21 protein-coding genes are annotated in these 21,602 nt (G+C 72.2%); 8 read left to right on the top strand and 13 right to left on the bottom strand.

Translation table 11 applies throughout. The annotated features are described in order from the left end of the window. Positions 1-109 precede the first annotated feature (109 nt). The gene (ppc, locus tag A4R25_RS19645) at positions 110-2,896 is read left to right on the top strand and encodes a phosphoenolpyruvate carboxylase (protein ID WP_064447670.1); all 2,787 of its coding nucleotides are present in this window, start codon (positions 110-112) and stop codon (positions 2,894-2,896) included. Between the two features lie 125 nt (positions 2,897-3,021). Here the strand turns inward: ppc and A4R25_RS19640 are convergent, their stop codons facing one another. Next, positions 3,022-3,822 (bottom strand): hypothetical protein, encoded by an 801-nt coding sequence (locus A4R25_RS19640; RefSeq protein ID WP_043326597.1) that lies wholly within the window; start codon positions 3,820-3,822, stop codon positions 3,022-3,024. A 54-nt stretch (positions 3,823-3,876) separates the two neighbouring features. Here A4R25_RS19640 and A4R25_RS19635 point away from each other — a divergent pair, with 54 nt between their 5' ends. From A4R25_RS19635 to A4R25_RS19625, 3 genes are all read left to right on the top strand, one after another. Next, positions 3,877-5,022, top strand: a complete 1,146-nt coding sequence (locus tag A4R25_RS19635) for a DNA recombination protein RmuC (protein WP_064447669.1) — start codon at positions 3,877-3,879, stop codon at positions 5,020-5,022. 214 nt (positions 5,023-5,236) lie between these two features. After that, a complete protein-coding gene (locus A4R25_RS19630) occupies positions 5,237-5,770 on the top strand; it encodes a hypothetical protein (protein WP_064447668.1) in 534 nt (177 codons plus the stop codon). Positions 5,771-5,923: 153 nt separating this feature from the next. Next, the gene (locus A4R25_RS19625; protein ID WP_157539127.1) at positions 5,924-6,847 is read left to right on the top strand and encodes a hypothetical protein; all 924 of its coding nucleotides are present in this window, start codon (positions 5,924-5,926) and stop codon (positions 6,845-6,847) included. 54 nt (positions 6,848-6,901) lie between these two features. Here the strand turns inward: A4R25_RS19625 and A4R25_RS19620 are convergent, their stop codons facing one another. Together A4R25_RS19620 and A4R25_RS19615 are read right to left on the bottom strand one after the other, a co-directional pair. Next, a complete protein-coding gene (locus A4R25_RS19620) occupies positions 6,902-7,312 on the bottom strand; it encodes a hypothetical protein (protein WP_043326603.1) in 411 nt (136 codons plus the stop codon). 37 nt (positions 7,313-7,349) lie between these two features. Continuing rightward, positions 7,350-8,339: a 4-hydroxy-3-methylbut-2-enyl diphosphate reductase gene (locus A4R25_RS19615; RefSeq protein WP_064447666.1), complete on the bottom strand. Its 990-nt coding sequence runs from the start codon at positions 8,337-8,339 to the stop codon at positions 7,350-7,352. Between the two features lie 87 nt (positions 8,340-8,426). Here A4R25_RS19615 and xseA point away from each other — a divergent pair, with 87 nt between their 5' ends. Together xseA and A4R25_RS19605 are read left to right on the top strand one after the other, a co-directional pair. After that, on the top strand, positions 8,427-9,683 hold the full coding sequence (gene xseA, locus A4R25_RS19610) for an exodeoxyribonuclease VII large subunit (RefSeq protein WP_082931083.1): 1,257 nt from the start codon (positions 8,427-8,429) through the stop codon (positions 9,681-9,683). Positions 9,684-9,696: 13 nt separating this feature from the next. Continuing rightward, complete coding sequence (locus A4R25_RS19605) at positions 9,697-9,906, top strand: exodeoxyribonuclease VII small subunit (protein WP_064447665.1); 210 nt, start codon at positions 9,697-9,699, stop codon at positions 9,904-9,906. Positions 9,907-9,946: 40 nt separating this feature from the next. On the opposite strand, the gene A4R25_RS19600 is transcribed toward A4R25_RS19605, so the two are convergent. Together A4R25_RS19600 and A4R25_RS19595 are read right to left on the bottom strand one after the other, a co-directional pair. After that, positions 9,947-10,786 carry a hypothetical protein gene (locus A4R25_RS19600; RefSeq protein WP_064447664.1) on the bottom strand — a complete coding sequence of 280 codons (840 nt, stop codon included), beginning with the start codon at positions 10,784-10,786 and terminating at the stop codon, positions 9,947-9,949. A 92-nt stretch (positions 10,787-10,878) separates the two neighbouring features. After that, positions 10,879-11,568: a DUF4245 domain-containing protein gene (locus A4R25_RS19595; RefSeq protein WP_064447663.1), complete on the bottom strand. Its 690-nt coding sequence runs from the start codon at positions 11,566-11,568 to the stop codon at positions 10,879-10,881. A 147-nt stretch (positions 11,569-11,715) separates the two neighbouring features. Between A4R25_RS19595 and glpX the strand changes: the two genes are divergently transcribed. Then, complete coding sequence (gene glpX, locus A4R25_RS19590) at positions 11,716-12,747, top strand: class II fructose-bisphosphatase (RefSeq protein WP_043326614.1); 1,032 nt, start codon at positions 11,716-11,718, stop codon at positions 12,745-12,747. Between the two features lie 25 nt (positions 12,748-12,772). On the opposite strand, the gene A4R25_RS19585 is transcribed toward glpX, so the two are convergent. Beyond that, on the bottom strand, positions 12,773-13,708 hold the full coding sequence (locus A4R25_RS19585; protein WP_064447662.1) for an NAD-dependent epimerase/dehydratase family protein: 936 nt from the start codon (positions 13,706-13,708) through the stop codon (positions 12,773-12,775). Positions 13,709-13,847: 139 nt separating this feature from the next. On the opposite strand from A4R25_RS19585, the gene A4R25_RS19580 reads away from it, so the two are divergent. Further along, positions 13,848-14,534 carry a TetR/AcrR family transcriptional regulator gene (locus A4R25_RS19580; protein WP_043326618.1) on the top strand — a complete coding sequence of 229 codons (687 nt, stop codon included), beginning with the start codon at positions 13,848-13,850 and terminating at the stop codon, positions 14,532-14,534. 7 nt (positions 14,535-14,541) lie between these two features. Here A4R25_RS19580 and A4R25_RS19575 read toward each other — a convergent pair whose 3' ends face one another. From A4R25_RS19575 to A4R25_RS19545, 7 genes are all read right to left on the bottom strand, one after another. Further along, entirely contained in the window at positions 14,542-16,134 is a 1,593-nt protein-coding gene (locus tag A4R25_RS19575) for a hypothetical protein (RefSeq protein ID WP_157539125.1), read from the bottom strand. 58 nt (positions 16,135-16,192) lie between these two features. Further along, the gene (locus A4R25_RS19570; RefSeq protein ID WP_043326622.1) at positions 16,193-17,161 is read right to left on the bottom strand and encodes an NAD(P)/FAD-dependent oxidoreductase; all 969 of its coding nucleotides are present in this window, start codon (positions 17,159-17,161) and stop codon (positions 16,193-16,195) included. A gap of 106 nt (positions 17,162-17,267) precedes the next feature. Continuing rightward, positions 17,268-17,927: a rhomboid family intramembrane serine protease gene (locus A4R25_RS19565; RefSeq protein WP_064447660.1), complete on the bottom strand. Its 660-nt coding sequence runs from the start codon at positions 17,925-17,927 to the stop codon at positions 17,268-17,270. Between the two features lie 103 nt (positions 17,928-18,030). Further along, entirely contained in the window at positions 18,031-18,714 is a 684-nt protein-coding gene (locus A4R25_RS19560) for a transglycosylase SLT domain-containing protein (RefSeq protein ID WP_043326625.1), read from the bottom strand. Positions 18,715-18,945: 231 nt separating this feature from the next. Continuing rightward, entirely contained in the window at positions 18,946-20,355 is a 1,410-nt protein-coding gene (locus A4R25_RS19555; protein ID WP_043326627.1) for a PhoH family protein, read from the bottom strand. A 318-nt stretch (positions 20,356-20,673) separates the two neighbouring features. Beyond that, positions 20,674-21,099 carry a hypothetical protein gene (locus tag A4R25_RS19550; protein WP_064447659.1) on the bottom strand — a complete coding sequence of 142 codons (426 nt, stop codon included), beginning with the start codon at positions 21,097-21,099 and terminating at the stop codon, positions 20,674-20,676. Continuing rightward, entirely contained in the window at positions 21,096-21,437 is a 342-nt protein-coding gene (locus A4R25_RS19545; RefSeq protein WP_064447658.1) for a hypothetical protein, read from the bottom strand. Before A4R25_RS19545 ends, A4R25_RS19550 begins: the two co-directional genes overlap by 4 nt. Positions 21,438-21,602 lie beyond the last annotated feature (165 nt).

The following is a 21,602-nucleotide window of genomic DNA, read 5'->3' as shown; positions in this document are numbered from 1 at the left end:
CAGAGTGCAGATCATCACGCGGTCCCCCTCCTGTCCCCCGGGGATACGCGGATACGATCCAGGGGAGTCGGACAGCGCTGTCCTTCGTCCTCGCGTAAGGAGCGCAACCGTGACCGACCAGCACGACCACGACGGCCCCGACGCCGCTCTCCGGGCCGACATCCGCCGCCTCGGCACGCTGCTCGGGCAGACCCTCGCCCGGCAGGAGGGCCGCCCGCTGCTCGACCTGGTCGAGGAGATCCGCGCCCAGGTCCGCTCCGACGCGCCGGCCGCCGCCCAGCGCCTCGCCGGGCTCGACGTCACCACCGGCACGAAGCTCGCCCGTGCCTTCTCCACCTACTTCCACCTGGCGAACATCACCGAGCAGGTGCACCGCGCCCGGGACCTGCGCCGCCGCCGCGCCACCGACGGCGGCTGGCTGGACCAGGCCGCCAAGATGATCGCCGAGCGGGGCGTACCGGCCGAGGAGATCGCCGCCGCGGCCCGCCGGCTGGCCGTACGCCCGGTCTTCACCGCGCACCCGACCGAGGCGGCCCGCCGGTCCATCCTGTCCAAGCTGCGCGCGGTCGCCGACGAGCTGGACACCGAGACCGCGAACGCGATCCTGTACGGCGCCAGCGACGAGGGCCCGGCGAACCGCCGCCTGGCCGAACTGCTCGACCTGATGTGGCAGACCGACGAGCTGCGGCTGGACCGGCCGGACCCGACCGACGAGGCGCGCAACGCGATTTACTACCTGCGCGACCTGTACGCCGAGGCCGCGCCGCAGGTCCTCGACGACCTCGCCGACACGCTGCGCACGCTCGGCGTGGAGACGTCACCGACGTCCCGCCCGCTGAGCTTCGGCACCTGGATCGGCGGCGACCGCGACGGCAACCCGTTCGTCACGCCGGTGGTCACCCGCGAGGTGCTGCGCATCCAGCACGAGCACGGCATCGCCGCCACCGAGAAGGCGATGGACGAGCTGATCACCGAGGTCAGCGTGTCCCGGCGGCTGCGCGCGGTGTCGCTCGACCTGTCCGCCAGCCTCGCCAAGGACCTGGACGCGCTGCCCGAGGTGGCGCCCCGGTTCCGCCGGGTCAACGCGGAGGAGCCGTACCGGCTCAAGGCGCGGTGCGTGAAGGCGAAGCTCGCCAACACCCGGGAGCGGCTGCGCGCCGACACCCCGCACGTGCCGGGGCGCGACTACCGGGGCTCGGCCGAGCTGATCGCCGACCTGGAGCTGCTGCGCGCGTCGCTGGCCCGCAACTCCGGCCAGCTCACCGCCGTCGGGCGGCTCGCCTCGACCATCCGTACGGTGTCCGCGTTCGGGCTGCACCTGGCCACCATGGACATCCGGGAGCACGCGGAGAAGCACCACGAGGTGCTGGCCCAGCTCTACGAGGCCGTCGGCGAGGTGTCCGACTACCCGGCGCTGACCCGGCTGGAGCGCACCAAGCTGCTCGCCGACGAGCTGACCGGCCGCCGGCCGCTCTCCACCCAGGACAGCCCGCTCACCGAGTCGGCCCGCAAGACGTTCGACGTGTTCGCGGCCATCCGCGAGGCGCAGGACCGGTTCGGCCCCGAGGTGATCGAGTCGTACATCATCTCGATGACGCTCGGCGTGGACGACGTGCTCGCCGCCGTGGTGCTGGCCCGCGAGGCCGGCCTGGTGGACGTGCACTCCGGGCGGGCCCGCATCGGCATCGTGCCGCTGCTGGAGACCCCGGCCGAGCTGAACGCCGGCGGCGAGCTGCTGGACGAGCTGCTGTCGCTGCCCGCGTACCGGGCGCTGGTGGCGGCGCGGGGCGACGTGCAGGAGGTGATGCTCGGCTACTCGGACTCCAACAAGGAGGCGGGCATCACCACCAGCCAGTGGTCCATCCACCGGGCGCAGCGCGCGCTGCGGGACGTGGCCGCGCGGCACGGCGTACACCTGCGGTTGTTCCACGGCCGGGGCGGCACCGTCGGCCGTGGCGGCGGTCCCACACACGACGCGATCCTGGCCCAGCCGTACGGCACGCTGGACGGCGCGATCAAGGTGACCGAGCAGGGCGAGGTCATCTCCGACAAGTACACGCTGCCGGCGCTGGCCCGGGAGAACCTGGAGCTGACTGTCGCGGCGGTGCTTCAGGCGACGCTGCTGCACACCGCGCCCCGGCAGCCGGCCGAGATGCTGGAGCGCTGGGACGCGGCCATGGACGTGGTGTCCGAGTCGGCGTTCCGGTCGTACCGGTCGCTGGTCGAGGACCCGGACCTGCCCGCGTACTTCTGGGCCTCCACGCCGACCGAGCTGCTCGGCGCGCTGAACATCGGCTCCCGGCCGGCGAAGCGCCCGAACACCGGCGCCGGCCTGTCCGGCCTGCGGGCCATCCCGTGGGTGTTCGGCTGGACGCAGACCCGGCAGATCGTGCCGGGCTGGTTCGGCGTGGGCTCCGGGCTGGCCGCCGCCCGGGCGGCCGGGCTGGCCGACGTGCTCGCCGAGATGAACCGGAACTGGCACTTCTTCCGCACGTTCCTGTCGAACGTCGAGATGATGCTGACCAAGACCGACCTGACCATCGCCCGGCGGTACGTGGAGACGCTGGTGCCGAAGAAGCTGCACCCGATCTTCGACAAGATCGAGCAGGAGTACGAGCTGACCAAGCAGGAGGTGCTGGCCGTCACCGGCTCGCCGGCGCTGCTGGAGAACTCCCCCGTGCTGCAGCGCACGCTCGCCGTGCGGGACACCTACCTGGAGCCGCTGCACCACCTCCAGGTGGCGTTGCTGCGGCAGTACCGCGAATCCGGTGCGGCCGGGCGGGCGGTGGCGACCGCGCCGGGTGGGCGGCGTGCCCCGAACGACGGTACGGCGCTGGAGCGGGCGCTGCTGACCACCGTCAACGGCATCGCCGCCGGCATGCGCAACACCGGCTGAGGTGTAAGGAAGGGCCCCCTCTTAACGCCTCGTGCATAAGAGGGGGCCCTTCTTAACGCCTGCGCGCGGCGCGTCGCGAGCAGCGCCCGACGCGCGGCGCACCGCGCCCGGCGCGGCGGTGCCGGCTAGAAGTCGCCGCCGCCGAAGTCACCGCCGAAATCTCCGCCGCCGAAGCCACCGAAGTCGCCACCGCCGTAGTCCCCGCCGCCGAAGTCGCCACCGGCGTAGTCACCACCGCCGCCCATGTCTCCGCCCTGGTCGCCGAAGTCCTGGCCGTCGCCGAAGCCCTCCTGGTAGCCGGCGTCGTAGCCGTACCCGGGGTCGGCGAACGCGGGCGAGAACAGCGCGTCGGCGATCAGCAGACCGCCGACCACACCGACGCCGGCGCCGAGCGCGGTCTTCCACCACGGCGTGGAGTACCAGCCGGCCGGCACCGGCCGCCCCTGGAACCGGCCACCCGGGTAGTAGTAGGGCGTCGCGTTGCCCGGCTGCGGTCCGGCCCGGAACGTCTGCCCCTGCACGTCGACCTGACGCTCCTTGGTGAGCGCGCCCGCGCCCTGGGCGGCGGCGAGCGGCGGCAGCTCCGGGCCCGGGTCGATGCCCATCGCGGTACGCGCCGCCCGGATGTACGCCAGCCCTTCCAGCGCGGTCTCCCGGGCCAGCCCGAACTGGCGCGGCGTGCTCGCCTGCTCCAGCTGCGAACCGGCCGCGTTGTAGCGCTCACCCGCGTCGGCGAGCGCCTGGCGGACCGCCGGGGCGTCGCCGTGCAGGTTCATCAGCTGGCCGCCGAGCCGCTCGTACCACCGCTGCGCCTCGGCGCGGGCGTCGGCCAGTTCGTTCGAGCGACGCGATCTGCTCCCCCTCCGCCAGAACATGAACGCACCTCCGAGCAGCAGGATCAGGAACAGCCACAACGCGAACTCCATGACTCGAACGTACCCACCGGGCGCACGTCGTACCCGTTTGGCAAGCTCTTGGCCATGAGCTTTGCGACGCTGGCCGTGGTGGTGCTCTGCCTCGCCGCGGGCGGCGCGGTGGGCTGGCTGGCCGCGCGGGCGCGCGCGGCGGCCGACATCGCCCGCCTGGAGGCGACTCTCGCCGCGACCAAGGCGGGCGAGGGCCGGCTGGAGCAGTCCATGCGGGCGCTGAGCTACGAGGCCACGGCGCAGTCGCAGGAGGCGGTGGCCCGCGCGGTCGCGCCACTGCACGACACGCTGCGCCGCTACGAGCAGCGGGTGGCCGAGCTGGAGCGGGACCGGGTCGACGCGTACGCCGAGCTGCGCGAGCAGGTGCGGTCCATGAGCGCGGTCTCCGGCGAGCTGCGCACCGAGACCAAGCAGCTGGTGGCCGCGTTGCGCGCGCCGCAGGTGCGGGGCCGCTGGGGCGAGCACCAGCTCCGCCGGATCGTCGAGGCCGCCGGCATGCTGGAGCACTGCGACTTCAGCGAGCAGGTCACCGCCGCGACCGACCACCAGGGGGTACGCCCCGACCTGGTGGTCCGGCTGCACGGCGGCCGGACGGTGGTGGTGGACGCGAAGGCGCCGTTCGACGCGTACCTGACCGCGATGGAGGCGCGCGACGAGCGGGGGCGTGACACCCACCTGGACGCGCACGCCCGGCACCTGCGTGCGCACGTGGACGGCCTGGCCGCCAAGTCCTACTGGTCGGCGTTCGACCAGACGCCGGAGTTCGTGGTGCTGTTCGTGCCGGCCGACCCGTTCCTCGACGTGGCCCTGCAACGCGACCCGTCCCTGCTGGAGCATGCGTTCGCCCGCAACGTGGTGCTGGCGACCCCGGCGACGCTGGTGGCGCTGCTGCGCACGGTGGCCTACTCGTGGCGGCAGGAGGCGCTGGCGCGCAACGCGGCGACCGTCCACTCGCTGGCCCGCGAGCTGTACGGGCGGCTGTCCACGCTGGGCGACCACGTCGGCAAGCTGGGCAGCTCGCTGGGCGGGGCGGTGACGGCGTACAACCGGGCGGTGGGTTCGCTGGAGGCCCGGGTGCTGGTGAGCGCGCGGAAGCTGGCCGAGCTGGGCGTCTCCGACGACGAGCTGGCCGCCCCGGCGCAGGTCGAGCTGGCGCCGAGGCAGCCGCAGGCGCCCGAGCTTCGCCACCACGAATTCTGAGCCACAGCGCGGCTCGCCGAAGCGCATGCGGCAGCTGCGCCTGCCCGCCCAAGTCGAGACAGAATCGCATTCTGCCAGACTGCCGCATTGCACGATGCCCCCTTTGGCATAACGGACATTAAGGCAATTAAGCCCGGCCACTCTTAGCCGCTTGCCGATACTTCGATGTCTATGTATGGTGTCCGCAACACCCCTTCCAGAGAACGAGGTGCACATGCGGGGAATCCGTCGCGCATTGTTGGCGACATTGGGCGCGCTGGCCATTTCAATTGGCGGCCTGACTCTTCCGAACAGCGGCGCAGCATGGGCTGACGAACCAGAAGAAACCATCATCATCGTCGAGCTCGGCACGACTCAGGAAGAGATCGACGCCGCAGGGCTCGACCTCGACGTGGCCGAGGCGAAGCTGGCCATCCCGTCGCTGGCCTGCGAGGAGGGCGGTGGCGCGTTCAGGACTCTCGCACCGCCGCCGGACTGCACCAACGGCACTTCGTGCAACGTGTTCTGTGGGGTTGTGCACAACCGGAGCGGAAAGACACTCAACCTGAGCCGCGATTCGTCGAGCCACACCTCATGCTCGGTGACCGGGCCGTACGGCAACCTTCCCAGCGGAAAGAGCTCGAATTCCTACTTCGGCTGGCGCGACACCGACTGCTTCAGGTCGACCACCCATCGCATCTTCTACCGTGGATGGTTCTACGGTAAGGGAAGCTGGATCCGCATCTACAACGGCGTCTGGATCTACTAAGCGAACCAAAGCGTGAAATGAATTGGTGCGGGCGCTTGGCGCCCACACCAATTCATTTCATATCCATTAATTCTCAACCGCATTCCAATGGGCTCAGGGTGTTAAGGTGAGCAGCGCCCTGACCGCGTCAGCGCCACCGCTTAAGGGGAAATCATGACCCGACCGCCATCAGCTCGGCCACGACGGGTGGTCGCGGCGTTCATCGGCACGGCCCGTGAGAAGCTGGCTGTTCGGGGAAGGTGGGAGCTTTCGGCGGCATTCGTGGCGGCCTTGCTCTGCGCCGTCGCCGCGGCTTCCTTCCTGTCTTTCTTGACCTGGCAGACTGCGCCTGCGCTGCCGACCGACGGGGAAGCGCAAAGGATGATCGAACCGGCTCTGCCGGCAAACTCCGAGGGGCCTCATCGGCTCGAGGCGGTCTTCGCTGCGGACGCCGAGCGAGGTTGGAAAGATCTACTACTCGGGACCGACGGCTACCGTACCGGCTCGGTGAGCTGGTTGAGCACCTGGCCGGACCGGTCCGCCGCAGTCTCTGCCGTCAACAACGCCCGCGATCCGCTGCGGCGGGCGGGATGGGACGTCGGGCCCGTCCTGGACGAGACATGCTGCCCGACCTTCGTGGCGTATCGCGATGGTTGGCGGATCGAGGTGGGCTCACAGGGCGTCGTCGACGCTGATCGCGTGGGCGTTCAAGCCTCGGTAACTCGCACCGCCCCCGCGCTGGCGTCGCCCGCGGCCCTGGCCGGTGCGGCGTTGGGGGCGATTGCGGGCTGGTGGATGATCGCCGGCATCGCACATCACATACGGCGTCGGCCGGCCGCTGAAAGCCAGCCGGTCGTGGTGCTCTTCATCACCGGCAGCGTCGCGTTGCTACCGGCCGCGGCAGTGAGCGCACTGGCCCTTGGCCAGGCCCTCAGCGCGCCGGCGGAGCCGATCCCGGTCTGGCTTGGATTTGGATTCGTCTTTCTGCGGCTCGGTGCATGGATCGGCGCTGCGCTTCTCACGATTGCCGTTCTGACGTTGTGGAGACGTCCAGGGCTGGACGACGCCCGGCAGGTGACGCAGAGCCGCCCAGTCTGACAACAGATGGTTCGACGCTTCGTCGGCCTGCCGGCCGGGACTTCAGTAGCCAGGTCAGGCGGGGCGGGCGGACTCGACCACGAACGGGGTGCCCTGCTGGCAGGTGGTCATCATGCCCGGTTCGGGACGGCCGGTGACCTCGACCCGGGCGCCGGCCTTGAGCACGTCGCGGGGGCCGCCGACGAGCAGGTGGCCGTCGAGCAGCAGGCAGTTCGGCTCGACCCCGGCCTGCACGGTTCCGGTGATGACGGTGCCGCCGACGCCCGGCGGCGTCGACGGGCCGCCCTTCCAGGAGGGGTCCGGCCGGCTCGGGCCGGTGCCGGGATCGGGCTGGCTGGTCACCGGGGCGGCTCCCGTCGTACTCGGGCTGGGGCTGGGATCGGCGGACCCGTCGCCGGGTGCGGCGCAGGCGGTCAGCGCGAGGCCGGCGAGCAGTGCGACGAGCACCGTACGAGGAGTCTTCATGGTCGGTTGGACGCGGCGGACGGCCGTTGCGTTCCCGTCAGCCGCGCGCCGCGGCGGCGGCCTTCATGTCGCGCTTGAGTTCCTGCGGCAGCGAGAACGTCAGCCGCTCGTCGGCGGTGGTGATCTCCTCGACGTCGCCGAAGCCGCGCTCGGCCAGGTGCGCGAGCACCTGCTGGACCAGCTCGTCCGGGACGCTCGCGCCGGAGGTCACACCCACAGTGCTCGCCCCGGCCAGCCAGGCGTCGTCGATCTCGTGCGCGAAGTCGACCAGGTGCCCGGCGCGGGCGCCGGCGTCCAGCGCCACCTCGACCAGCCGGACCGAGTTCGAGGAGTTGCGCGAGCCGACCACGATCACCACGTCGCACTCGGGGGCGATCTCCTTGACCACGTGCTGGCGGTTGGAGGTGGCGTAGCAGATGTCGTCGCTGGGCGGCGACTGGAGCAGCGGCAGGCGCTTCTTGAGCCGGGCCACGGTCTCCAGCGTCTCGTCCACCGACAGCGTGGTCTGGGACAGCCAGACCACCTTCTCCGGGTCGCGCACGGTGACCTTGTCGACGCCGTCGGGGCCGTCGACGAGCTGGATGTGGGCGGGCGCCTCACCGGCGGTGCCGATGACCTCCTCGTGCCCCTCGTGCCCGATGAGCAGGATGTCGTAGTCCTGCGCGGCGAACCGCCGGGCCTCGTGGTGCACCTTCGTGACCAGCGGGCAGGTGGCGTCGATCGCCCGCAGCGAGCGCTCCTTGGCCTGCTCGTACACCTCGGGGGCGACGCCGTGGGCGGAGAAGATGACGGTGGCGCCCTCCGGCACCTCCTCGTTCTCCTCCACGAAGATCGCGCCCTGGGCCTCCAGCGTGCGCACCACGTGCTTGTTGTGCACGATCTGCTTACGCACGTAGATCGGCGCGCCGTAGAGCTTCAGCGCCTCCTCGACGGTCTGCACCGCCCGGTCCACGCCCGCGCAGTAGCCGCGGGGGTTGGCCAGGAGCACGCGCTTGCCGGTCCGGGGAGTCGTCTCAGCGTCAGTCACCCGCCCATCGTACGTGGCGCTCTCCCGCGCGGCAGCGGCCGCGAGGCGCGCGCGGGCGCTGTCGGTCCCGGGCCGTAGGGTGTGCTGGTGAGCGCGGGAGAGGACGGGCAGAGCAGGCCGGACGGGCAGAGCAAGCCGGACGGGCGGAGCACGGCCGAGGAGCCGTGGCCGGTCCGGGTGGTCAGCCAGAAGGTCGGCGCCTGGATCGCCCGCCTCGGCTGGGTGTGGGTCGACGGCCAGGTGGCGCAGATCAGCCGCCGGCCCGGCGCGAGCACCGTCTTCCTCACGCTGCGCGACCCGTCGGCCGATCTGAGCCTCACCGTCACCACGAACCGCGACGTGCTGGACGCCGGCGCGCCGGAGCTGCGCGAGGGCGCCCGGGTGGTGCTGCACGCCAAGCCCGAGTTCTACGCCGCGCGGGGCACGCTCAGCCTGCGCGCCGACGAGATTCGCCAGGTCGGCCTCGGTGAACTGCTGGCCCGGCTGGAAAAGCTCAAGAAGCTGCTCGCCGCCGAGGGCCTGTTCGACCGGTCCCGCAAGCGGCGGCTGCCGTTCCTGCCGGGCCGGGTCGGCCTGATCACCGGCCGCGCCTCGGCGGCCGAGCGGGACGTGCTGACGAACGCCCGCCGCCGCTGGCCCGCCGTCGACTTCCGCACGATCAACGTGGCGGTGCAGGGGCCGGGCGCGGTGCCGGACATCGTCGGCGCGCTCAAGGTGCTCGACGCCGATCCGGCGGTCGACGTGATCGTCATCGCCCGGGGCGGTGGCGGCATCGAGGATCTGCTGCCCTTCTCCGACGAGACGCTGTGCCGGGCGGTCTTCGCCTGCCGCACGCCGGTGGTCAGCGCGATCGGCCACGAGACCGACGCGCCGCTGCTCGACTACGTGGCCGACGTGCGCGCCTCCACCCCGACCGACGCGGCCAAGCGCATCGTGCCGGACCTGACCGAGGAGGTCCGGCTGATCGGCCAGGCCCGGTCCCGGCTGGAACGGGCCGTTCGTCACCTGGTCGACCGGGAGCAGCACCGGATCGACCTGCTGCGCTCCCGTCCGGTGCTGGCCCGGCCGCAGGTGATGGTCGAGCAGCGGGCGGTGGACGTGTCGGCGCTGCGTGACCGCGCCGGCCGGTCCCTGGAGCACCGGCTGCGGGGGGCCACCGACGACCTGCGGCACACGCTGGCCCGGCTGCGCGCGCTGTCCCCGGCCGCGACGCTGGAGCGCGGCTACGCGATCGTGCAGCGCGCCGACGGCCACGTCGTCCGCGCGGCGTCCGAGGTCGCCAAGGGCGATCCACTGCGGGTACGCCTCGCCGAGGGCGAGCTGACCGCCACCGTCGACGGCTGAGGAAAGAGAGACGATGACCGGGACGAAGGACGAGCAGCTCAGCTACGAGCAGGCCCGCGCCGAGCTGGCCTCGGTGGTGGAGAAGCTGGAGGCCGGCGGCACCTCGCTGGAGGAGTCGCTGGCCCTCTGGGAGCGCGGCGAGCAACTCGCCGGGGTGTGCCAGCGCTGGCTGGACGGCGCGCGCGCCCGTATCGACGCCGCGCGGCAGCGCGCCGAGGACTGACGGTGGGGTCCGGCGTGATCGCCGAACCCCACCGCGGAGGTCAGTTGAACAGGTTGTACAGCTCGGCGGGCGCCTCGACGACCTGGTCGGCCGGGGGCTTCTGGGCCGCCGCCGCGTTGCCGTAGTCGGTGTAGGTGATCTTCAGGTCCTGTGCGGCGTTCTGCCCGGCCGCCGGGATCTTGAGCACCATCTCACTGAGCCGGCCCTGCGTGTCGACCTTGGCGGTGAACGGCACGGACTGGGCCTGCGCGCCGAGCGCGGTGATCACGGCCGGGTCGAGCGAGCCCGCCTCGGCGGCCTTGGACACGTCGACGGTGCCCTCGTACGTGCCCTCGCCGGTCTGCCGTACCTCGGTGATGCCCTGGGTGAGCACGGCGCTGCCGGCCGGGTCGAGCTTCTCGAAGTCGAAGCCCAGCGCCCGGTTGCCCTTGATCCGGTTCTGGTCGAGGTGGTGGTACTTGCCGGTGTTGAGGTTCTTCACGCCGGGGATCTGGGTCGCCGCCGTGCCGCCCAGCTCCAGCTTCACCCAGCTGTCCGGCTTGGCGTGGATCAGGTCCAGCTTCATCATCAGGTCCGACGACGGGTCGCCGATGGTCATCCGCATGTCGGCGCTCTGGCTCGGCTCGTGCACCTGCCCTTCGGCGGTGGAGCCCGCACCGGTCATGGTGAACTTGAAGTTCCCTTCACGGATCGCGTTCGTGGAGTCGAGCAGGGCCTGCTTGGCCGCGCTGCTGGACGCCGTGGCGCTCGGTGCGACGCTGCCGGAGGCGCTCGGGGTCGAGGAGGCGCCGGAGGTCGTCGCGTCGCCGTTGCAGGCCGCCAGGCCGGGAATGAGCAGCGCCGCGGCGAACGCGGTGGCGCTGAAGCGTCGTATCTTCACGTCAACCTCTCCAGGTGGGTCGTCCGGGCTCGATGTCCCTTCTGTTCCCGGAAGCGGGGATCCGCAATCCCGCCTCACCCGGAGGGCGGACGTCAGCGCAGTGACGTGGCGAGCTTGCGCAGCTCCGTCTCCCCGGCGTCGCCGACCACGATCACGGTGCGGTTCGGCTCCAGCAGGACGAGCGCCTGCTCGTTGCCGCGGGCGGTGTAGCGCTGCCAGCTCAGCCCGCCGGGCAGGTCGGCCGCCCCCTGCGGCCGGCCCTCACTCAGCTCGGCCGGGAGGAGCTTCTCCGCCGGGACGTTGCTCTCCACGAGCTGCGCGCCGCGGCCCTCCGGGGTCACGTACCCGATCCGCAGCGTCGACCCGTCGGCCTCGGTCCGGAAGCGGGCGTTCACCGTACGCCAGTCGTCGCCCAGACCGGTCGGCGCGCTGACCGGGAAGACGTTCGCGGAGCGGGCCTGTTCCAGCGCGGACGCCGGGTCGACGGTGACCGGCGAGTCGCCGCCGAGGAAGCCGCGGTAGAAGGCGAGCAGCAGCGCGATCGGGACCAGCAGGATCAGCAGGGACAGCGCCATGTCCTTCGGCGACCGCTCGGAGCGGGCCTTCTCCTTGCCGGCGGGCGGCGCGGGCGTGTCGCCCGCGGCGGCCGGTTCGCCCTGCTCCGCGACGAGCGCGGGCTGGCCCTCGGGCGGGGTCGGGCCGCCACCCGGTCGGACCGGTGGCTGGCCGTCCGGCGGGGTGGCGTCGGTCGGTGCGCGGTCGGCAGGCTGTGCGGCTTCCACCCGGCCATTGTCGCAGCCCGCCGGGAGGCGTGATCCTGCCCTCCTCCGCCCCGCCGGGACCGCGAACCTGAGATCGTGTGAGGATCAGCGACAAAACCGGCGGCGACGACCGCCGGTCCCACCCCGCAACGTCGCGAGGAGGCCGCCATGACAACCACCAGGACGCGGACGCCCCAGGATCTCGACCGCAACCTCGCCCTCGATCTGGTACGGGTGACCGAGGCCGCGGCGATGGCCGCCGGCCGCTGGGTCGGCCGGGGCGACAAGGAGGGCGGCGACGGCGCAGCGGTCGACGCCATGCGCAAGCTGATCAACTCCATCCCGATGCGCGGCGTCGTGGTGATCGGCGAGGGCGAGAAGGACAACGCGCCGATGCTGTTCAACGGCGAGGAGGTCGGCGACGGGACCGGCCCCGAGGTGGACGTGGCGGTCGACCCGATCGACGGCACCACGCTGATGAGCAAGGGCATGCCGAACGCGCTCGCCGTGCTCGCGGTGGCCGAGCGCGGCGCGATGTTCGACCCGAGCGCCGTCTTCTACATGGAGAAGCTCGCCGTCGGCCCGATGTACGCCGACGTGGTCGACATCAACGCCGGGGTGGCCGAGAACATCCACCGGATCGCGAAGGTCAAGGGCACCGACGCCGCCGAGGTGACCGTGTGCGTGCTGGACCGGTCGCGCCACGACGACCTGGTCAAGCAGATCCGGCGTACCGGGGCCGGGATCCGGTTCATCTCCGACGGCGACATCGCCGGGGCCATCGCGGCGGCCCGCGGCGAGTCGGACGTGGACGTGCTGATGGGCATCGGTGGCACCCCGGAGGGCATCACCGCCGCGTGCGCGCTGAAGTGCATGGGCGGCATGATGCAGGCCAAGCTCTGGCCGAAGGACGCCGAGGAGCGCCGCAAGGCACTGGACGCCGGGCACGACCTGGACCGGGTGCTGTTCACCGACGACCTGGTCACCGGCGACAACTGCTTCTTCGTGGCCACCGGCGTCACCTCCGGCGACCTGCTGCGCGGCGTGCGTTACCGCTCCGGTGGCGCGTACACCCAGTCGATCGTGATGCGCTCCAAGAGCGGCACGATCCGGGTGATCGACTCGTACCACCGCCTGGAGAAGCTCGCCCTCTACTCGGCCGTCGACTTCGACGGCCGCCCGCTGGCCGAGCAGGAGTGAGCCCGGCGGCGTCCCGCCCCCGCCCCTAACGGGCGGCGGGGGCCGGGGCGCGCAGGCCGGAGACCATCTCGTCGACGACGCGGTCCAGCGGCGTCGCCTCGATCCCGAACGTGGTGGTGGCGGCGCTGGAGTCCATCACGAACGGCGCGGCGAACTGGTGCGCGGTCTCCCGCATCTCGCGGGCGAACGGGTCGGCCAGGCCGCCGAGCCAGAGCACCGGGTAGGGCATCCGGGCCAGCCGTGGCGCCGCCACGCCGGCCCGCTGCGCCGCCCGCTCGGCCAGACGCCGCATGGGAACCGGCGGCGGGCTCGGCACGTGCCAGGCCCGTCCCCAGGCGCGCGGGTCGGTCGCGGCCGTGACGAGGGTACGGGCGACGTCCGGCACGTACGTCCAGGTGTGCGGGGCGTCCCAGTCGACAGGCAGGAACACCCGCTGCCCGGCGAGCACCTTGGGCAGCACCATCATGGGCAGGGAGTTGCCGCCGAGCCCGATGTAGTCGGAGCCGCGTACCTCGGTGACCTGGGCCCGCCCGGCGCGGTGGGCGTCCAGCGCGTCGGCCCACATCCGGTTGCGGACCCGGCCCTTGACGCCGGTGGCGGCGAGGGGGGTCGCCTCGGTCATCGGGGCGTCGACCGGGCCGTACCCGTAGAGGTTGCCGACCGTGGCGAGCACGGCGTCGCTGCGCTCCGCGGCGGTGAGCAGGGCGGCGGCCAGCGGCGGCCAGTCCGTCGCCCACCTGTGGTAGGCCGGGTTGGCGCAGTTGTAGAGCGCGGCCGCGCCCTTGGTCAGCTCGGTGAGCCGGTCCGCGTCGGCGGCGTCGGCGGCCACCAGTTCGACCGCCGGGTGTTCCGGGCCGGTGCCGCGCCGGGTGACCACCCGTACCTGCTCGCCGCGCTCGGCGAGCAGGTCGGCGGTGGCGGTGCCGACGGGGCCGGCGCCGACGATCACATGCAGGGCCATGACAGATCCACCCTTTCTGAAGCAGTTGTCCGAAGCGAGAGCACCGCTCTCGAAACAGAGCATGACTCAAATGCAGGTCGACGTCAAGAGCAGTGCTCTCTCTTTTGATTGCTGCTCTCATCCGTGGCAGAGTGAGGGCATGGTCGCTCCCTCACTGCGCGCCCGGGTCCGCGCCGGGATGATCGAAGAGATCAAGACGGTGGCCCGCCGCCACCTGGACACCGACGGCGCGAACCTCTCGCTGCGCGCGGTCGCCCGGGACCTCGGCATGGTCTCCTCGGCGATCTACCGCTACTTCCCCAGCCGAGACGACCTGCTCACCGCGCTGATCCTGGAGGCGTACGACGCGCTCGGCGACGCGGTGGAGGCGGCCGACGCCGCCGCCGACCAGGCCGACCTGCGCGGACGCTGGCTCGCCGCCTGCCGGGCCGCCCGCGCCTGGGCGCTGGCCCACCCCGCCGAGTACGCGCTGCTCTACGGCAGCCCGGTGCCCGGGTACGCGGCCCCCGACGAAACCATCGTGCCGGCCCAGCGTCCACCGCTGACGCTGATCGGCATCCTGCGCGACGGGCTGGCCACCGGCCGGCTCGCCCCGCCCGACCAGGAACTGCCCGAGCCGCTGCGCGGCGACGTGACCGAACTGGTCGAGCAGATCGGCATGGACGTACCGCCCGCGCTGCTGGCCCGCGGCATGGCCGGCTGGACCCAGCTGTTCGGGCTGATCAGCTTCGAGCTGTTCGGCCGGATCAACCGGGCGCTGCCGCACCGCGACGAGTACTTCGACCACCAGATCGGCCTGATGGCAGACCTCATCGGCCTGCCCTGACGCCGGGTCAGCCGGGCCGCGAGCGGTCCACCGGGACCGCCAGCGGGTACGGCGGCTCGTACGGCGGTCGCCACGGCCCGATCAGCCGGGCCGCCCGCCAGCCGAGCAGCAGCCCTGGCACCGTGCCGAGCACGGCGAGCACGACGGCTGTCCCGGCGTACACCGGTCGGCCGTGCAGCCATCCCACCATCGCCGCCCCGGCCAGCGCCGCGGTGAGGCCCGCGGCGGCCAGCACCTCGGCGACCCACCGGCCGGGCGCCGCCCACAGATCGCGCGAGACGAGGGTGAGCACCGCGGCGCCCAGCAACAGCGGCACGACGACCAGCGGAGCCAGTCTGACCAGCGTGGTGTTCTCGCTCGTCCAGACCGCGAACAGCAGCATCCCGATCAGGACCTGGAGCGCGCCCTGGAGGACAGGCAGCGACGAGCCGTGACCGGACGCCCGGGCGGCCCGTGTCCGGGCGACCAGAAGCACCAGCACGACCAACGCCGGCACCAGCAGCAGCGCACGGACCGTGTCGTCGTACCGGTCCCCCGGCGAGATCATGCCCAGCGGCGGCGGCTCCCCTTCCCACCGGCCACCCGGGAAACCGATCCGCTGCCACCTGCCGGCGACGTCACGCAACGCGAAACCGTCCCGGGCGTTCGCCACCAGCACCACGTGTCCGCCACCGGGGACGTCGAGTACGGCGAGGTCCTGACCGGTGATCCGTTTCCCGTCCGGCCCGGCCTCCTCGTAGCGGGCCTTCAACAACTCCCGCTGCTTCTCGGGGATCTCCCAGGACAGTCGCCAGGTCCGTCCGGCGTCGTCGCTCTCCTCCACGCGGATCCGGCCCGACGCCACCCGGTAGCAACGCTGGGGCGTGGCGGCAACGCACACCGGGTGGTCCGGTCCGATCCTGGTCGGCACGCGCTTCCACAGGGCCTCCTGCTCGGCGTCCACCGGGTCGCGCCACGTGACGCCGGCGTCGTCGCTGATCCGCCACCAGGTGGGGATGCCCTCCTCCGCCGACATCGGGCCGGTGGCGGCGCCGGCGGCCAGCCGACCGTCGACCACCTTGGTGGCGACCGCGTCGGGGCGCTCGATCGGGCTCGTGGCCGCCACCGCGACGAGCGCCGCCGGCAGCAGCACGACCAGCCGGACCAGCCGGGCGGCCCGGTGCCCCACCGGGTCCCGCCGTGCCGCCTTCCACGTCCACGCGGCCACCGCGAGCGCCGGCAGGGTGAGCAGGTCGGTCCGGTCGGCCCGGATCAGCGACGGCCCGCTCACCACGCTCCACAGACCGGAGGCGGCCGTCGCGGCGTACCCACTGCTCTTGACCAGCGCGAAGCCGGCACCGACCGAACCCAGCGCGAAACCGGCGACGGCCCGGGGCCGGAGCCCGGGCACGGCCAGCGTCACCAGCACCGCCACCAGCGGCGGCGCGAGCACCAGCCCGGCGACGTCGCTCAGCTTGCCGGTCACCAGGCCCGGAAAGGCCGCCTTGAACACATGGTCGTTGAGCACCAGCACGATCAACGAGAGCACGGTTCCCGGATGACCCAGCCAGGCGAGCGAAATCCGGGCACCGTCGGGTGCTGTCGACTCGGAGGGACGCATCCGTCCATCGTGGGCGCGGACAGTCGCGCTCCGGCCACGGAACGGTGAGGATGCGGCGTCAGGTGCCGTCGGAGGAGTGACCGGGGAACAGGTGCGCGGTCGGGTCGATGACGACAGCCGCGTTGTTCACAGCCGTGGCCGCCTCGCCGAAGCCGGTGGCGATCAGGCGGACCTTGCCCGGATATTCGGTGATGTCACCGGCGGCGAACACCCGGGGCAGGTTGGTGGCCATCGCGCTGTCCACCACGATGTGCCGCCGGTCGATGTTCAGCCCCCACTCGGCGAGCGGGCCGAGGTCGGCGGTGAAGCCGAGCGCGGCCACCACCGTGTCGACCGGCAGCGTCTCCGCCTCGCCGCCGCGTACGGTCAGCTCGGCGCCGGTGACCGTCTCCTCGCCGTACAGGCGGCTCACCTCGGCGTTGACGACGATCCGCACCGGCAGCGCGCGGACCCGCTCGATGGTGGCGGCGTGCGCCCGGAAGCGGTCCCGCCGGTGCACGAGCGTCACCGACCGGGCCAGCGGCGCGAGCGTGGCGGCCCAGTCGAACGCCGAGTCGCCGCCACCGACGATGAGCACGTGCCGGTCGGTCAGCTCGGCCGGCTGCGGCACGAAGTAGACGATGCCGCCGCCGGTGAAGCTCTCCGCGACCGGCAGCGGCCGGGGCGTGAAGCTGCCGAGCCCGCCGGTGACCAGCACCGCGCCGCAGCTCAGCTGCTCGCCGCCGGCCAGGCCGAGCACCGGCCGGCCGTCGAGGTAGGACAGCTTTTCCGCGCGTACGCCGAGCTGGTAGTCGGGGTGGAACGGCGCGGCCTGGGCGACCAGGTTCGCGACCAGCTCGCGGCCCTTGATCGCGGGGAAGCCGGCGACGTCGAGGATCAGCTTCTCCGGGTACATGGCGGTGATCTGACCGCCCGGCTCGGGCAGCGCGTCGATGACCGACACGGAGAGCCCGCGGAATCCGGCGTAGTAGGCGGCGAAGAGCCCGGCGGGACCGGCCCCGATCACGGCGACATCGACCTCGCGCATGGCTCACCGTCACTTTCCGCTTCGGGATCAACCCTCGCTGATGCCGAAACGGTAGGCGGGCGGGTGGCCGCGGGCAAGCATGTCCCGGGGTCTGATCAACGCGCCGTCAGGGCAGCGTCATCCTCGGTGAGCCGAGGTGGTCGGCGTCGCCGGTGTCCCTGCGGCGGCGGAACAGGATCGCCGCCACGACGCCGCCGAGCAGCCCGAACAGGTGGCCCTGCCAGGAGACGCGCTCGTCGGTGGGGAGGATGCCGAGCAGCTGCCAGCCGTAGAGCAACCCGACGAGCAGGCCGACGGCGAAGTTCCACCAGCTCCGCTCGACGACGCCCCGGGTGAGCAGGATGCCGAGGTAGCCGAAGATGACGCCGCTGGCGCCGACCACCACCGAGTTGGGTGAGCCGGTGAACCAGACGCCCAGGCCGCTGACCAGGATGATGACGGCGGTGGACCAGAGGAACCGGCGGGTGCCCGCGGCGAGCACGAACGTGCCCAGCAGGATCAGCGGGATGCTGTTGCTGTAGAGGTGGTTCCAGCCGGCGTGCAGGAACGGCGAGAAGAAGACACCGTCCAGGCCCTGGATCCGCTGCGGGATGATGCCGGCGGTGTAGTCGAGGCCGAGTCGCAGGCCGACGTCGAGCGCCTCGATGAGGAACAGCACCGGCACGACCGCGCACATGGCGACGAAGGCCCGGCCGAGCGCCGCGTAGAACGCATCGGTGCCGAACCGGTGAGGGTCGCCGCCGCGTGGGCTGTCAGGCCAGGTCACCTACCAAGAGCTATCAGTAAAAGTGGCGGGCCGCCAGTCGGGGCCGGGTACGACGACGGCGGGGCACCCGGTTCCGCCCGGGTGTCCCGCCGTCGTCACGACGTCAGTACCAGCCTGAACTCTGCGACTTCTGCCAGGCGCCGCACGGGGTGTCGTACCGGCCCTTGATGTAGCCGAGACCCCACGTGATCTGGGTCGCCGGGTTCGTCTTCCAGTCGTCCGCGACCGAGGCCATCTTGCTGCCCGGCACGGCCTGCGGGATGCCGTAGGCCCCGGAGGAGCTGTTGGACGCCTTCGGGTTCCAGCCGCTCTCCTTGGTCCAGAGCTTGTCCAGACACGGGAACTGGTCGATGCCGAAGCCCTTGTCGAGCATGACGGCGCAACCGATCTTCCGGTTGCCGCTGTACTCCGCGCACGAGGACGGGATCGGCCCGTCGTACGGCTTGATCTTCGTCTCGCTCTCCGCCGCCTCCCGTTCCTTCTTGCGGGTGGCGGCGGCCGCCTCGGCCTTCTTGGCCCGCTCGGCGGCCTCCTTCGCCGCCGCGGCGGCACGCAGCTTCGCCTGGTACTCGGCGGCACGCTGCCGGGACGAGTCCACGCGGTGGTCGGACAGCCGTTCGCGCTGGTACGCGTACTCCGCCTGGTCGACCTCCAGGCCGACCTGCGCGGTCAGGCCCTGCTGCTGGGTCTGGCGATCCTCGCCCAGATAGAAGCCGCCGGCCACGCCCACGGAGAGCAGTGCCACAGCGGCGGTGCGGGCGCCGAACCGGCTCCACAGCCGACTCACGAAGTTTCCCTTCGTCGGGGGCAGGGACGCGGCACGCGTGGCCTGCCGGGCCGCGCCGAGGTGCCGCGAGCGCTCCGGTACCGGTGTGACTGCGGGGCGTACATGGCTCCCGAGTGGTCGGTGACGCTCGATGGACACCATTGCGCACAGTGAGGCCGGTGGGAAATGGCCGGGCCTAAAAGTGATCTGCGTCACCCTGAAAATCAGGATAAAGTGGAGCAAAAGCGGCGGTCAGCCGGGGATGTCCTCCAGTAGATCGGTGACCATAGCGGCGATCGGAGAACGCTCCGATCGGCTGAGCGTGACGTGCGCGAAGAGGGGATGTCCCTTCAGCGCCTCGATCACCGCCGTCACCCCGTCGTGCCGGCCGACCCGCAGATTGTCCCGCTGCGCCACGTCGTGGGTGAGCACCACCCGCGACCCCTGACCGATCCGGGACAGCACGGTGAGCAGGACGCCCCGCTCCAGCGACTGCGCCTCGTCGACGATGACGAACGCGTCGTGCAGGCTCCGGCCGCGGATGTGGGTCAGCGGCAGCACCTCCAGCAGCCCGCGCGAGGTGACCTCCTCCAGCACGTTCTCGTGCACCACCGAGCCGAGCGTGTCGAAGACGGCCTGCGCCCACGGCGACATCTTCTCCGACTCCGACCCGGGCAGGTAGCCGAGTTCCTGGCCGCCGACCGCGTACAGCGGACGGAACACGATCACCTTCTTGTGCCGGCGTCGCTCCATCACCGCCTCCAGGCCGGCGCAGAGCGCCAGCGCGGACTTGCCGGTGCCGGCCCGGCCACCGAGCGAGACGATGCCGATCGACTCGTCCAGCAGCAGGTCGAGCGCGACCCGCTGCTCCGCCGAGCGGCCGTGCACGCCGAACGCCTCCCGGTCGCCCCGGACCAGCCGGACCGTCTTGTCCGGCAGCACCCGGCCCAGCGCCGAGCCGCGCCCCGAGTGCAGCACCAGACCGGTGTGGCAGGGCAGGCCCGCCGCGGCGTCGACGTCGAGCGTCTCGCCCGCGTACAGCCGGCCGATCTCCTCCTCGGACAGGTCCAGGTCGGCCATGCCGGTCCAGGTCGGATCGCTGGCCTGGCCGTGGCGGTACTCGTCGGCGCGCAGGCCGACCGAGGCCGCCTTCACCCGCAGCGGCATGTCCTTGCTGACGAGCGTGACCTCACGCCCCTCGGCGGCCAGGTTCAGCGCCACGGACAGGATGCGCGCGTCGTTCGACTCGTTGCGGAAGCCGGGCGGCAGCACCCCGTCGTCGGTGTGGTTCAGCTCCACCCGCAGCGTGCCGCCCTGCTCGTTGGCGGGCACCGGCCGGTCCAGCCGGCCGTGCCGTACCCGCAGCTCGTCGAGCATGCGCAGCGACTGACGGGCGAACCAGCCCAGCTCGGGGTGGTGCCGCTTGCCCTCCAGTTCGGAGATGACCACCAGCGGCAGCACCACCTCGTGCTCGGCGAAGCGGTGGAACGCCGCCGGGTCGGAGAGGAGGACCGAGGTGTCCAGGACGAAGGCCGGGCCGGCTGGTCGGGGCTCCTCGGCCTCGACGGCGGCGCTGCGGCGGCTGCGGGTGGTCCGGCGGGTCTGGGCGGTCGAGGCCGGGGTCTGCTGCTCGGCTCCGGCGGGGGTACGGCGAGTGGTCACAGGCCTGCTCCGCGGATGGGCACCCGGCCACCCGAGTTCCGCCTCTTCCGGTGCCCGGAGGACACGGGGTCGGATGCGGGCCCCGTGTGCGAGGACGCAGGTCCGGGCTGTCCGGCTGGCCCGGGAAAACCCCGCGCCATGCCTAGACGCTAATCGCCGCGGGGCCGCGGGGCTAGAGGTGCGCGTGGATCATCGCGTGCCAGTCGCCGGACGTACACCTGTTCGGGTGACGGGCGGACCGGAACCGGCCGGGATGCATGCCCCCTGCGCGCATCCCGGCCGGTCGCCCACGGGCGGCACCGCGTCGCGGTGCGGGCCTCAGCCCGGCCGCCGCGCCAGCGTGCCGGCCCTCGGCCCGGCGCCGGCCGCGCCGAACGACGATCCGGTGTACGTGGTGCCCGCCCGCCCCACCGCGCCGAGCTGGGCGGTGGCGGTGACCCGGACGGCCGGGGCGGAGCCGGACCGCACGGCGACAGCGGCCGGTACGGCGGTGCCGGCGAACGGCACGGCCGAGCGCCCGGCCGACGTCACCACTGTCGCGCCGGGGGCGGACAGCGCCGAGGCGATCGCGGCCTGGGCATCTCGACGGCGGCGGTTCCAGGCGCCCCGGTCACCGTCGAAGTAGCCCTGCCGGTAGCCGAACCGGTAGCCGATGCGGTAGCTCAGCTGCCCGTGCAGGCGACCGGCCGCGTAGCAGGTGGAGCCGAGCACCAGGACGAGCACCACGGCGAGAAAAGGGGTCATCGCTCGTCCGTCCCGGGGAGTGGGTCGACCACCAGCAGGCGTTCCAGGTCGTCGGTGCTGACCTCCTCGACCAGCTCGACGCTGATCCGGCAGCCGTCGAGGATCACCTCGGCCACCGACGCCCGGCGGATCTCGCCGCCGGAGTCGTAGACCCGCACGCTCAGCTCGGGGCAGCCGAGGTGGGTACGCCAGGCGTCCCACTCCCCCCGGTCGCCGACGCTGAGTGAGAGATACCGGCACCCGCGGGCGAGATAGAGACGCCAGGGGGCGCTCAGCCCGGCGGACACGCCGTCCGCGATCAGCCCGAAGGCCTGGGCACGGGTCGCGAGCTCGGTCACGAGACCCCCTCGGCACCCGCGGAGTGACGCATGTGAGCACTCGTCGTCTCAAGCACGTGACACACCGTAAGTTGTCTCATGAGCGTGACAGTATCAGCTTTTCAGACCTTTGCCGCCGTACTCGTGTCCATCTATTCTGCCCAGGTGACACCCCTCAGGAGCAGC

The organism is Micromonospora sp. NBRC 110037 (assembly GCF_001652995.1).
Classification (GTDB): domain Bacteria; phylum Actinomycetota; class Actinomycetes; order Mycobacteriales; family Micromonosporaceae; genus Micromonospora; species Micromonospora chalcea.
The sequence above is the reverse complement of the archived record's forward strand: the minus strand, read 5'-3'. Positions and strand labels throughout refer to the sequence as shown.